The organism is Rhodococcus globerulus, assembly GCF_019334125.1.
Lineage (GTDB): Bacteria > Actinomycetota > Actinomycetes > Mycobacteriales > Mycobacteriaceae > Rhodococcus_F > Rhodococcus_F globerula.
Genome location: NZ_CP079698.1, coordinates 3,757,716 through 3,770,201, shown reverse-complemented (window position 1 = coordinate 3,770,201; position 12,486 = coordinate 3,757,716). Strand labels below are relative to the sequence as shown.

Genomic DNA, 12,486 nt, shown 5'->3' with positions numbered 1-12,486 from the left:
GATTTGATGACAGACCTGTCGATCGTCTCCATCGAGACGACCATCCTCGACGTCCCGCTGGTTCGCCCCCACAAGTTCGCCACCACGTCGATGACGGCGCAGCCGTTGTTGCTGGTCGCGATCCGCACGTCCGACGGAGTGATCGGTTACGGCGAAGGTGTCGTTCCGGGTGGCCCGTGGTGGGGCGGCGAATCGGTGGAGACGATGCAGGTCATCATCGAGAAGTACATCGCGCCCGTAGTTGTCGGCAGGCGCGTCGATCAGATCACTGCGATCATGGCCGACATCGAGAAGGTTGTTGCCAATGCGCGATTCGCGAAGGCTGCCGTCGACGTGGCGTTGCACGATGCCTGGGCTCGCAGCCTGGGTGTGCCGGTGCACACGCTGCTCGGCGGGGCCTTCCGCGAAAGCGTCGACGTCACATGGGCACTGGGTGCGGCGCCGGCGGCAGAGATCATCGAGGAAGCCCACGAAAAGCTCGAAGCCCGACTCAATTTCAGCTTCAAACTCAAGATGGGCGCACTTGATCCTGCCGTCGATGTTGCGCGCATCGTCGAGATTGCACAGGCGCTCGACGGTCATGCCGGTGTCCGTGTCGACGTCAACGCGCGGTGGGATCGCTTCACTGCGCTGCGGTACCTGCCGAAACTCGCCGAGGGGGGCGTCGAGCTGATCGAACAGCCCACTCCGGCAGACCAAATCGAGGTCCTCGCAGAACTCAGTAGGCTGTTACCGATTCCGATCATGGCCGACGAAAGCGTGCAGACGCCGCACGACGCTTTGGAAATCGCACGTCGCAGCGCTGCCGACGTCATCGCGCTCAAGACCACCAAATGCGGTGGGTTGCAGCGTAGCCGCGAGGTCGTCGCGATTGCCAAGGCTGCGGGTATCGCGTGCCACGGTGCGACGTCCATCGAAGGGCCGATCGGTACGGCGGCTTCGTTGCACTTCGCCTGCGCCGAGCCCGGAATCAACTTCGGAACAGAGCTTTTCGGACCGTTGCTTTTCAGTGAGGAATTGCTCCAGGAACCCCTGAAGTATTCCGAAGGTCAGTTGCACCTTCCCTCCGGGCCTGGCCTGGGAGTCGAACTGAACATGGACGCCGTCAAAACCTGGACCAGGAACTAGAGGACAAGAAGAACATGGCACTGTTTCACGTACGGATGGACGTCGACATTCCACGCGATCTGGACCCGGTGGTGCGCGCGGAGACCGTAGCCACGGAGAAGGCGTACTCGCAAGACCTTCAGCGCCAGGGCAAGTGGGTGCATTTGTGGCGAATCGTGGGTCAGTTCAGCAACATCAGTATCTTCGACGTCGAGTCGGCTGACGAACTGCACGAGATTCTCTGGAATCTCCCCTTGTTCCCGTACATGAGCATCGAAGTCATGCCGTTGACGCAACACGGATCCTCGATCAAGTAGCCGGTCATGCTGCGAGTTCTGTCTGGACTCGACTTGAGGTCGAGTCCAGACAGCGTGTGCTAGAAGTTGATAACGCCGCGGAGGTTCCGGCCGGAATGCATGTCGGCAAAGCCGTCGTTGATCTGATCGAGGGAGTAGCGGTTGGTGATCAACCCGTCGAGGTTGAGCTTTCCGCTCGTGTAGAGATCGATCATCCACGGGATGTCGGCAGTCGGGTTGGAGGCGCCGAAGAGCGATCCCTGAATTCTCTTCTGGTACAGCGTGAGTTCCATCAGGCTCACCGGAATTCCGATGTCCGTCATTTTGCCCAGTCCGGTGACCACGCAGGTACCGGCCTTGCGAATCGACGAGAAAGCCTGTGCCACATGGTCTCCAGTGGTCACGCCGACCGTGACGATCGCGGAGTCGGCGCCCTGGCCGTTGGTGAAGGACCGAGCGATATCGGTTGCTTCTTCCATCGTGGACACTGCGTGTGTGGCACCGAATTTCAGGGAGCTCGTGCGCTTGAATTCGACGGGGTCCACCGCAATGATGTGCGCGGCGCCGGCGTGCGCGGCGCCTTGAACTGCATTGATTCCGATGCCGCCGACGCCCATGACGATCACGGTCTGGCCCGGGTACACCTGGGCGGAGTTGACGGCTGCACCCCAACCGGTGCCGACGCCGCAGCCCAGCAGGCACAGCGTCTCGAGCGGAAGGTGCTTGTCCACCTTGACTGCGGAGAGTGTGCTGACCGTGGTGTATTCGCTGAAGGTGGAGAGGCCGCAGGTCTGTGAAACCGGTTCGCCGTCCAACGACATGCGGTAGCTTTCGGCGTCGCCGGGACGACCACCCGTCATGATTGCTGCGCCGTTGTCGCACAGGTTCTGAATTCCGCTTGCACACCAACGGCATCGGCCACAGGCGGCAAGGAAGGAGAAGATGACGTGGTCGCCTTCTGTCCATCCCTCGGTGTTCGGGCCGACCTCGACCACAACGCCTGCACCTTCGTGGCCACCGCAGATGGGGTAGCGGCCCACTGCGTGATCGCCGCTGGCGATGTGGTCGTCGGAATGGCACAGGCCGGAGGCAACCATTTTGACGGTCAGTTCATTGGTGCGAGGTGAATCGAGTTCGAGGTCGACGACCTCGTACTTGCCGGGCGCTTGACGGATGACGGCTCCGCGAGTTCTCAAGGGTGCTCCTGAGTTAGACGTTCGATTCATTGACGAGTGTTATGTACCGCGCAAGTGGTGCGCGGTACGTGACGTGTCTCGTTGATCGGACGGAGCGGTGGGCGTCAGAGGGTGGGTGTCAGCCGTTCGGGTTCGGACGGTTCCCGGCTGACAAGTGCTAGTTGAAGCTCTGTCAGTAGTCGTGTGTCCGGTTCGTCGAGCGAGATTCCCATGATCTGCTCAGCGCGACGGACGCGGTACCGCAACGTGTTGGGGTGCACTTTCAGCAGGGCCGCAGCTTTTTTCACATCACCGAACGCAGCGAGGTAGCTCGTGAGTGTGAATTGCATGTCCGACGAGTTCTTGTCGTCGTAAGACAACAAGCGATCCACCCGGGGATCGCGCAGTCGGTCGTTGTCCCCGATCAGGTCGAGGATTTCGCCGAGTAGCACTGCGGTGCGGGAGGCAGCCAGAGTTGTGACGCGGGAGGGCGTGTCGCCGGGAGCGTCGAGTACCCGGTCGACTTCTCTTCGGGCCTCTGGCACCCCGGACAGCCGGGGAATCATCACTGCGACCGCAGCGCGCGCGACGATATCCGTCGAACTCTCCAGGTAGTGAACTGTGTCGGAGGCCCAGTCGCTGATCAGCGATTCGCCTTCTGCCAGAGGGAAGAGCACGTATATCCGGTCGACTATCGCGGTGGTGACGGCGTCACGTCGGAAAGCGCTGGCGTGCAGGCGCAGTGAGTTCGTCATCCGCCGCAACTCGGCCGGCGTCTGCTCGGTGGTCACAAATCCCACCACCGCGGCCGGTCCGTCGAGGGATAGTGAGAGTGAATCCGCCAAGGAAGCGATATCGACTCCGCCGCCCAGGGCGCCGAACAGTCGCTGGATCTGGGCGCTCTCCCGGCGGGACGCGTCGAGTATCCGGATCACGATGCGTGAGGCCACTTCTGCTGCGCCGCGAAGCACCTCGTCGGAACCGTCGTGAAGTGGTGTTCCCGCAGTCTGGACCCAGATGGTTCCGAGATGCTGCTGGTGCACGCCGGAGGTAGCGATGCTTGTGCCGCGGCGCCGAATGCTGACGGCCAGCCGGTGGGCGGCGCCGAACTCCGGTGCGGCCGGGATGTCGATGACCTCGTCCGAGCGTCGTAGATGTTCGAATGTGCCTCGCTTCTGTAGCCATTCGCTGTAACCGCTCGGCCATTCGCGGCCGAGCACCGACCGCTGGTGTAATTCGTCCTCATTCTCGTGTCCGATGGAATGGGCAAGGATGTGCTGGGCATTGTCGTTGATCGTGACCAAGCCGCCGGTCAGTTCTGCGACTGTCTCGGAGAGCGCGAACAAATCGGAATCGCCAGTGGGGTCAAGCCCAGAACCCTGAGCAGTTGTACGACGGCGGTAGGTGTTCTTGATGAGCAACTGCTGTATCAGCGAGTAGATATGACCGGAGCTGGCCTGCGGGTGAACGGACGCGAGCGCGATTCCCGACTTTTCCGCAGCCGCCCGCAATGCGCTTTCGTTGACGGCATTCTTGACCAGCATCAGCTTCGGCTTGTGCTCCGACGCGACCAGCCACTTGATCACCGAATCAATCGGAACTCCGACCGGCAGATACACGTCGGACAGTGCGCCCGGGGATTCCGTGCCGTCGATGTCGGAGTCTTCGAGGAGTGTCATTGATCGAATCTCGACGTCGGGCCCACCTGGGCTGACGAGTAACTCGATGATGGAACTGTCGAAGGACGTGATGAGCGTGCCGATGGTGGTTGCAGGGGTCGTTCCGCTGATTCGGTTGTCTGCGGACTTCTGCTCGGCAATGATGGCGGGTGCTGCTTGCACGGCGTGCTCCTAGCGCAGGGGGTTGCTTCAGATTAATCCCCGCGCCTGGATTGTCGTAGTAGTTAAGTTCGACAGATTTATTCCGGAAGGGTGATTCCCAAATTGTGCGCCTTGGCCGTGACGTCGTCGGGAAAGACATTCTTGAAAAGGTAAAGATCCTGACCGATAACCCAGCCCGGTGCGAGCACGGTGGCATATCGCTCGAAATATCCGAGTTGCTTGCCGAACAGAACCAATTCCTCGGGGCTGGCCACACCCCACTGTCTGCCCAACTGGATCAACGCCATGATGAGTTCACTCAATTTGAGTTCTCCCAGGTCGCGGCCCAGAATCGGCGCCAAAGCGGTGGCAACCTGCAAGCCGAGTTGGTCGTCGTCCACCTCGTAGTCGGTGGCGTATCCCAAGGCACGGATACCGCGGGCGACACGGGCGAAATCTCCGTCGATCAATGTTGCACGAAACATGTCGGTGAGAATTGTTCGCCACGTTTCGGGGAGAACTCCGACAATTCCGAAATCGAGCATCGCGATTCGACCGTCATCGAGGACCCAGAGATTTCCGGCGTGAACATCGCCGTGGAATGGTCCGTGAACAATGACGGATTCGAGCCATACTTTCACGCCGCGTCGAATAAGCATGCGGGCTTCGTCGACGCCGTCCGGACTCGCGACAAAGCGATCGAGAGGAACACCGCGCATTCGCTCCATGCATATCACCCGCGGCCCGCAGTAATCCCAGTACACCTCGGGTGTCGTCACGCCCTTGTTGTCGCCGAAGGTGCCGATGTTGTTCCGGAACGTTGTTTGCCGATCGGCTTCGACGGCACTGTTCAGTTCCGTCATCGTGGCACTGTGCAGGTCGCGGATAATGGCCGTGGCGTTGGCTATCCGTAGGAATTCGACGAACTTCTCCAGAATTCTCGCGCCTCGATATGCGGCCCGGAGATCGATGAGCATGCGGGCGTAAATACCCGGCCGCTGAATTTTGATGACGGCTTCACGTCCGTCGTGCAGGACGCACGCATGCACTTGCGCCACCGATGCAGCCGCCAGCGGATGATCGTCGAACGTCGCGAACAGTTCGGAGATCGAGTATCCGAGGTCGGCTTCCACGACGTTGCGAGCCTGCTGCGCTGGGAAAGGTGGCACGTCGTCAAGGCACCGAAGGCACGCATTGGCCAGTGGTGCCGGGAAAATACCCGACGACGACGCAACCAGTTGACCGAGCTTCACGAACGTCGGGCCGAGGGTGATGAAGCCGTCCACCAAGCCGTCGGAAGCCGCGTCCGCGATGGTGCGCCCGCGTCTGCGGAACGGCCACACGATCAGGGCAAGCATGATCGACGTGGACAGCACCACCGCGATGACTGCCGATCGCCACAGCTGAGGGAGGCCGAATCGTTCCAGGTCAGGCATACGTACGTCGAGAGCGCCTACGGGCACCCCTGAAGAGTAGGGACCGACTGGACGTCGTGTGTGGTCCGGCACGGCTCTCCCTTGTTCGACGTTCGACTTTAGTCAGTATGCCGAGTCACACTAACTTGTCGAATGCGGGCAATGCCTCAGCCTACGTACAGCAGGGGCCGTTCTCACGTTTCTGCGCGCAGCATCGTCTACTTCGTATGGACCAGTTCACCGATTTGCCCGCTCGTGTTGATTCCCTCGATTGGCCTGCGCTGATCGAGGGAATCAACACGAGCGGGTGTGCGCAGACGGGACCGTTGCTCGACGAGTCGGAATGCAAGGAAATTGCGTCCTGGTACGCGGAGGTGGGCCGATTTCGGAGCACGATCGACATGGCGCGGTACCGATTCGGGCAAGGGGAGTACCGATACTTTCGTGATCCGGTACCGGACCCGATCACGGTCATGCGAGCCGCCTTCTACCGGCAGCTTCTGCCTGTTGCGCGTGAGTGGGCTTTCAACGTGGGGGATCACGCGCCCTGGCCGGATACCTTCGACGAATGGATCGAGTTGTGCCATGACGGCGGCCAACAGCGTCCGACGCCGATTCTGCTGTCCTACGGCCCTGGTGACTGGAATGCGCTGCACCGGGACCTGTACGGCGAGTTGGTATTTCCGATGCAAGTGGTGATCGGGCTGGACAAGCCGCACATCGATTACACGGGCGGTGAATTCATGATCGTGGAGCAGCGGCCGCGCGCCCAGTCCAAGGGAACCGTCGTAGTGCTCGAGCAAGGACATGCCCTGATATTCACCACCAGGGACAGGCCGGTTCCCAGCGCGCGCGGTTGGTCCAGAGCGTCTGTGCGTCATGGTGTCAGCGTCGTGAAGTCAGGGGCGCGTCGAACCTTGGGATTGGTGCTTCATGATGCCGAATAGGACGTACATCCTCCGTGATGCCGACAACAAGCCGTACGAGAGTCAGGCACCCGGAGTGCTTGGTGGACACCGGAAAACGAAGATCTACGGTCGACTCGACTGCAGAGGGGCTGCGCGGGCGATCGCGCGCGGTGGGTATGTCGCCAGTCGGGTGTTCTTCGCCGACGAGCCGACCGCGATTGCGGCCGGCTATCGACCCTGCGCTGTCTGCATGCCCGCGGACTACGCAGTGTGGAAGGCTGCTTCTACTGGCCGAAGCGGTCCTGGTACTCCTTCGGAATGAGTGGCTTCTCGCCGCGAACCTTCAACTGCTGAACCGCCCAGGTGTTGCCGTCAGGATCGGAGAACCCGAAGAAGGTGCCGCCATCACGCTCGTCGAAAACTGTGACCTCGCTGGCGTCGACGCCCCGGTCGATGAGCTCCTGCCTGGCCGCTGCCGCGTCGGACACAACCAATTGCAAGCCCTTCAAAGAGCCAGGAGGCATCTCGGTTTGTGACGGCAGGTTGCCGATGACGATAGAACAACCCGATCCACGTGGCGTGAGCTGGGCGACCGTCATGTGCTCGTTCACGGTGTGGTGATCGAGATTGAATCCGACCTGATCGCGATAGAACGCAATGGAACGCCCCAGATCGCTGACCGGAACTATGACAACTTCAAGCGTCCAATCCATGAGAGTGCCTTTCGCAGTTAGTGATCGGGCAAACAGGTGATCAGGACTGTGCGACGATCTTGTCCAGGCGCTCGTAACCTTCGACGACGCCGCGTTCCATATTGCTCTCGATCATGCCGTCGCGCGCCTCGAGACTCGGATATACGGAGTGGCCGGAGAGGCGGGTGCGCCCGTTGCCCAGATCTTCGAACGTCATGGATTCGATGCTGACCACATCGGGAAAGCCCTCGTATTCGAAGGTCTGGATGGCAAATTCGTTCTTACGAACAACGTGGAAAACGCCGTTGAACTTGTACTCGCCACCCTCTGGATCGCGGTGGATGTACTTGTATCGACCGCCGCTGACAAAGTCGTATTCCTCGATGTCCATCTCGTACCCGTTGGGGCCGAGCCATTGCTTGACCAGTTCGGGATCAGAGTGAGCCGCGAACACGGCACTCACGGGTGCGTCGAATTCGCGTGTGATGTCGATGAACGGAACGCCCTCGGGCGCCGTGATCGTGACGGGATTGGTGGTGCTCATGGCTGTGTCTCCTTCTGTGTGGTGTGCAGTAGGTGATCAAGGTTTCGGAACTGTTGTTCGTGGACCAGTCGATAGCGGTCGATCCAGGCTGTCAAAGCCTCGAGTGCTGCGGCATTCAGATGCACCGGGCGCCTCTGGGCGTCACGGCTGCGAGTGACCAACCCCGCTGCCTCGAGTACCTGAATATGTTTGGAGACAGCTTGTTTCGTGATTTCGAACGGCTCGGCCAGCTCGTTAACCGTCTGGGGTCCGGTGCTCAGGCGGGCGATGATCCGTCGTCGTACCGGGTCGGCAAGTGCCATGAATGCCTTGTCGAGGCGATCATCAGCCCCGGGGTCCACGATCACTTGTCAATCAACTCCTTTATCAACCAATCTGTTGATTACGATACGAGCCCATGCGGAGAGTGTCAATGCCTCATCGCCTACTAGCCTGGAAATCATGAACGCGCTGATCCCGCGCCCGCGGATGGTGGTAGCCCCGGGAGCTGTTCACGTTCCGGATTGGCTCGGCGCAGACCAACAGCGCATGCTCGTGAGCGAATGTCGACAGTGGGCAACCGCGCCGGTCCCGATGCGCTCGGCGGTGGTTCCGGGTGGACACAAGATGTCCGTCCAAACCGTGTGCCTCGGCTGGCATTGGCAGCCCTACAAATACACGCGTACGGCCGACGACGTGAACGGTGCGGCTGTAGCCCCACTACCCGAGTGGCTGATCGCGTTGGGACGTGAAGCCGTGACGGCTGCCTATGGAGATTCAGGTGAGATCTACACCCCCGACACGGCGCTGATCAACTTCTACGACGACGGCGCCCGGATGGGAATGCATCAGGACAAGGACGAGCGCTGCGACGCGCCCGTCGTGTCCCTGAGCATCGGCCAGAGTTGTGTCTTTCGGTTCGGGAACACTGAGAATCGCAATAAGCCGTACACCGACATCGAACTTCAGTCCGGCGATCTTTTCGTGTTCGGCGGTGCCTCACGCTTCGCTTATCACGGAGTCCCGAAAGTAATTGCAGGAAGCGCATATCCGGACAGCGGATTGATGTCCGGCCGGTTGAACATCACGCTTCGGGATACCGGAATGCGGTGAAGTTCTCAGGCTGACAGTGCCCGTTTCACGCGTGAATTATGGATGAGGGCAGGAAGTATCAAAGCGAGAACTGACACCATCACGCACAGCCCGAGGAAGAGAAATGACCAATTCATTCCCGACGCCCGGAGTGCAGTCAAGGTGCCGGCTGCAAACAACGGCATACCGACTCCGGCAAGCAGGTCCATCTCGCGCGGAGACACCGGAGGGGCGCCCCACATCGGTATGCGTTTGCCCGAGTTCTCTCTGAGAGTGCGCGATATCGACATGGCATAGAGGACTATGCCGACAACGCCGACGGCAACTCCCATCACAACAGGGCCGGCTCCGGTTCTAGTCGAGAGCAGGGCATACGCAAAGACGCACATCGTTCCCAGCATGGCCGCCGCAGATTTCCATCTCGGGGTCGACGTCTGAATCGGCGCGTGAACGCTCACCGGCCGCATCGGTTCGAGAGGCTCCATGGGATCAGCGTGCCATGAGTCAGACCGAAAACGAACCATTCATCCTGTTGGGGTGTGACGCACAGATCGATCAGGGCATCGGCATCACGATCTTTCCGACGGTATTGCCGCTACGCATGCGGTGTGCCGCGTCGGCCGCTTCCGCGAAGGGATAGATGCTGTCGATGACGGGACGTATCCGACCGTCGGCGACAGCAGGCATGACCTCGTCGGCGAGAGCAGCAATCACGTTCCCGAGTTCTTCTGCTCGACCGAAGCCGAATGATGCTCCATGCAGGTGAAGATGGCGGTAGGAGAGCGCGTCCAGGTCGATCGTGGACTGCGCGGCGTCGAGGCGTCCGATATTGACGAGGTGCCCGCCGTCTCGGGTGGCGGGTAAGCAGGCGGCTAGAGTCTGCCCGCCGGCGTGGTCGAGTACGACATCGACTCCTCGACCTTCTGTTGCTTCGAGTACGGCGTCCGTGAGATTTCGATTCGTCGTGACGACAACGGTGTCTGCGCCGGCTTTGATCAATACGTCTTCCTTGTCCGCAGATCGTGTGGTGCCGATGACGGCGGCTGCGCCCAGCGCCTTCGCGATCTGAACTCCCAGCAGGCCGATGCCTGACGTGGCCGCTGTGATGAGTACCGTCTGTCCCGGCGTGTAGCCGGCGAGCATCAGAGCCCCGTGTTCGGTGAGTAGTGCGGTCGGCAGGGCTGTGGTTTCGTTGTATTCCAGGTTGTCGGGCATGGCTATGACGTGCCGGTAATCCGCGAGGACGAACTGTGCGAAACTGCTCGGCGCAGTTCCCATGACACGATCGCCCACTGTGAGGTTGTGGGTACCGGGGCCGAGTGCTGCTATGTCACCGGCAAATTCGTATCCGGCGACGTACGCGTTGTCGGAGCCCGGTGTGTCGAACTCAGCGAGCATCTGCGGATCGGCGTTGTTCAGTGCGACGGCATGAGTGCGCACAAGAACCTGTCCGGGGCCAGGCTCGGGAACGGGAACTTCGCGGGCCACCCAGTCCGGGCCCTGCCCACCGAACAGTGCAGTCATGGTCTCAGTCACGATGTTGCGCTCCTTGATATTCGGACTTCATCGGCGATTGCTACGAGGGGCGTTGTATTCCTCGTCGGTGACCTTGTCGCCCCACGTGGTTTCCGTGCTGCCGTCGCTGGGGCCTTCCCACAATGCGAGGTGGGTCATGAAGTGGTCGGGTGCCGCACCGTGCCAATGTTCTTCGCCGGGTGGTGTGTAGACGGTGTCGCCGGGCTGGGCCTCGATGATCTCGCCGCCGCGAGCCTGAATCAGGGCGGTGCCGGACACGATGTGCAAGGTCTGCCCCAGCGCGTGGGAGTGCCAGTCTGTGCGTGAGCACGGCGCAAAGCGAACCATGTTGGCGCGCATGCGTGACGGTTCCTGGCCTGAGTAGATGACGTCCCACCAGACGTCGCCGGTGAACCAGTCTGCGGGAGCTTTGCTCGTGGGCGGTTGCTTCAGAATCTCCATGGGAATTCCTTATGTTGTGGATGAACGATGTTCGATTGACTGTCTCTGCAAACTCGCACTTCTTCGACCTGTTTTTCGTTTACCCGTTGGCGGCACGATGAAGACAAGAACTATGACGAGGCAACCGGCAAGGAGGCCGGCACCTGCGGTCAGTGCAGTCGAGACATGCTCGGTGAGTGCTTCTTTCGGGGATTCCGCAGCGGATCCGGCCCCGGCTGAGATCGCGACGAGAATGCCGAGTCCCAGTGCGCTACCCAGTTGGTGTGCTGTGTTGACCAGTCCGGACGCGGCTCCGGCGTCGTCGGCCTTCACCCCGGCGATTCCGGCAGCGGTGAGCGGCGCAAACGCGAGACCTTGGCCTGCGCCGATCAAGATCATCGGTAGTGCAACGCCGCTCAGATAAGTGCTGCCCGAATGCACGAAGCTGAGCCACGTCATACCTACCAATGTGAGTGCCACACCCGCGGCGAGCAACGGAGCATTCCCGAATCGAGGGGTCAATCGCGGAATCAGCAGTGCAACTGCAAAATTGACGACAGTCATCGGGAAGAAGGCCACACCGGCTTGGAAAGCGCTGAAACCCATTGCGCCCTGCAGAAGTTGAGTGGTGAAGTAGAAGAATCCGATCATGGCGCCGAGATACAGCATGCGGGCGGCGTAGGCACCGGATCGTTCGCGAGAGCGGAAGAGTCGAAGCGGCATGATGGGTTGCTCCGCGCGCGATTCATTGCGAATCAGCAGAGCCAGGAGAACCGCACCGAGGGTCAGCGTCAGGAAGGTGGTCGGTGATGCCCATCCGGCTTCGGCGGAGTTGACTATGCCGAAGACCAGTGCGGCCATTCCGAGTGTGGCGTAGACGGCGCCGGCTACATCGAAACGTCCTGTGCTCGGCTTTGTTTCGGGAATGAACCGCGGTGCGAGAACGATCATCGCGATGCCGATCGGGACGTTGATGAAAAATCCTGCGCGCCAGGACACCCAATCGGCAAGGGCACCGCCGATCACGAGGCCGAGGCTCGCGCCGATTCCGGCGGCTGCGCCGTACCAGGCAACCGCGCGTGTCCGTTCGCGCCCTGGCGGGAAGCTTGCCGTCAGGAGTGACAGTGATGCCGGTGCGACCACCGCGGCGCCGACGCCCTGGAGGGCGCGGGCCGCGATGAGCCACCAACCGTTGGGAGCAACCCCGACCAGGAACGACGCGGCTGCGAAGATCGCCAACCCGGCAACAAAGACGCGGCGACGGCCGAAGATGTCGCCGAGTCTCGCCCCGAGAAGGAGAAGGCCGCCGAACACGAGGGTGTACGCGTCCTGCACCCAGGACAACCCGGTCGCCGAATACCCCATCTCGGCTGCGATGCTTGGCAGCCCGGTGAAGATGATCGAGTTGTCGAGCAGGATCATGAAGTAGCTGATCAGAATGATCGCGAGGATTGCCGTGGAGTTGACGCGACCGGTCCGGGCAGTGTCGACGGTGGTCATGG

Annotated in this window: 15 protein-coding genes; 5 read left to right on the top strand and 10 right to left on the bottom strand. The window is 60.9% G+C overall.

From position 1 onward, the window contains the following. Positions 1–6 precede the first annotated feature (6 nt). Both KYT97_RS17155 and catC read left to right on the top strand, forming a co-directional pair. On the top strand, positions 7–1,128 hold the full coding sequence (locus tag KYT97_RS17155) for a muconate/chloromuconate family cycloisomerase (protein ID WP_092804413.1): 1,122 nt from the start codon (positions 7–9) through the stop codon (positions 1,126–1,128). Positions 1,129–1,142: 14 nt separating this feature from the next. Further along, entirely contained in the window at positions 1,143–1,424 is a 282-nt protein-coding gene (gene catC / locus KYT97_RS17150) for a muconolactone Delta-isomerase (RefSeq protein WP_045065374.1), read from the top strand. Positions 1,425–1,483: 59 nt separating this feature from the next. Here the strand turns inward: catC and KYT97_RS17145 are convergent, their stop codons facing one another. The 3 genes from KYT97_RS17145 to KYT97_RS17135 form a co-directional block, all read right to left on the bottom strand. Then, positions 1,484–2,599, bottom strand: a complete 1,116-nt coding sequence (locus KYT97_RS17145; protein ID WP_033233577.1) for an NDMA-dependent alcohol dehydrogenase — start codon at positions 2,597–2,599, stop codon at positions 1,484–1,486. 104 nt (positions 2,600–2,703) lie between these two features. Then, positions 2,704–4,419 carry a PucR family transcriptional regulator gene (locus KYT97_RS17140; RefSeq protein ID WP_245005853.1) on the bottom strand — a complete coding sequence of 572 codons (1,716 nt, stop codon included), beginning with the start codon at positions 4,417–4,419 and terminating at the stop codon, positions 2,704–2,706. Between the two features lie 77 nt (positions 4,420–4,496). After that, the gene (locus KYT97_RS17135) at positions 4,497–5,834 is read right to left on the bottom strand and encodes an ABC1 kinase family protein (RefSeq protein ID WP_425332408.1); all 1,338 of its coding nucleotides are present in this window, start codon (positions 5,832–5,834) and stop codon (positions 4,497–4,499) included. Positions 5,835–6,040: 206 nt separating this feature from the next. Between KYT97_RS17135 and KYT97_RS17130 the strand changes: the two genes are divergently transcribed. Continuing rightward, positions 6,041–6,760 (top strand): 2OG-Fe(II) oxygenase, encoded by a 720-nt coding sequence (locus KYT97_RS17130; RefSeq protein WP_219112997.1) that lies wholly within the window; start codon positions 6,041–6,043, stop codon positions 6,758–6,760. Continuing rightward, a complete protein-coding gene (locus tag KYT97_RS17125) occupies positions 6,750–7,043 on the top strand; it encodes an Ada metal-binding domain-containing protein (RefSeq protein ID WP_141486900.1) in 294 nt (97 codons plus the stop codon). The genes KYT97_RS17130 and KYT97_RS17125 overlap by 11 nt, the downstream gene beginning before the upstream one ends. Here the strand turns inward: KYT97_RS17125 and KYT97_RS17120 are convergent. Genes KYT97_RS17120 through KYT97_RS17110 form a run of 3 tightly spaced genes read right to left on the bottom strand, consistent with a single transcriptional unit; the run spans position 7,006 to position 8,304 of the window. After that, complete coding sequence (locus KYT97_RS17120; RefSeq protein WP_095887306.1) at positions 7,006–7,434, bottom strand: VOC family protein; 429 nt, start codon at positions 7,432–7,434, stop codon at positions 7,006–7,008. The genes KYT97_RS17125 and KYT97_RS17120 overlap by 38 nt on opposite strands. A gap of 40 nt (positions 7,435–7,474) precedes the next feature. After that, positions 7,475–7,957 carry an SRPBCC family protein gene (locus tag KYT97_RS17115; protein ID WP_033233574.1) on the bottom strand — a complete coding sequence of 161 codons (483 nt, stop codon included), beginning with the start codon at positions 7,955–7,957 and terminating at the stop codon, positions 7,475–7,477. Next, complete coding sequence (locus KYT97_RS17110) at positions 7,954–8,304, bottom strand: ArsR/SmtB family transcription factor (RefSeq protein ID WP_033233572.1); 351 nt, start codon at positions 8,302–8,304, stop codon at positions 7,954–7,956. Before KYT97_RS17110 ends, KYT97_RS17115 begins: the two co-directional genes overlap by 4 nt. Positions 8,305–8,398: 94 nt before the next feature. Here KYT97_RS17110 and KYT97_RS17105 point away from each other — a divergent pair, with 94 nt between their 5' ends. Beyond that, positions 8,399–9,049, top strand: a complete 651-nt coding sequence (locus tag KYT97_RS17105) for an alpha-ketoglutarate-dependent dioxygenase AlkB family protein (RefSeq protein WP_219110301.1) — start codon at positions 8,399–8,401, stop codon at positions 9,047–9,049. A 5-nt stretch (positions 9,050–9,054) separates the two neighbouring features. Here KYT97_RS17105 and KYT97_RS17100 read toward each other — a convergent pair whose 3' ends face one another. The 4 genes from KYT97_RS17100 to KYT97_RS17085 all read right to left on the bottom strand — a co-directional run bounded on the left by KYT97_RS17100 (position 9,055) and on the right by KYT97_RS17085 (position 12,484). After that, positions 9,055–9,513, bottom strand: a complete 459-nt coding sequence (locus KYT97_RS17100; RefSeq protein ID WP_045065361.1) for a hypothetical protein — start codon at positions 9,511–9,513, stop codon at positions 9,055–9,057. Between the two features lie 70 nt (positions 9,514–9,583). Continuing rightward, a complete protein-coding gene (locus KYT97_RS17095; protein ID WP_095887305.1) occupies positions 9,584–10,564 on the bottom strand; it encodes a quinone oxidoreductase family protein in 981 nt (326 codons plus the stop codon). A 27-nt stretch (positions 10,565–10,591) separates the two neighbouring features. Continuing rightward, positions 10,592–11,005: a (R)-mandelonitrile lyase gene (locus KYT97_RS17090; protein WP_045065359.1), complete on the bottom strand. Its 414-nt coding sequence runs from the start codon at positions 11,003–11,005 to the stop codon at positions 10,592–10,594. Between the two features lie 9 nt (positions 11,006–11,014). Further along, positions 11,015–12,484, bottom strand: coding sequence for an MFS transporter (locus KYT97_RS17085; protein ID WP_045065358.1), 1,470 nt, complete (start codon positions 12,482–12,484; stop codon positions 11,015–11,017). Positions 12,485–12,486 lie beyond the last annotated feature (2 nt).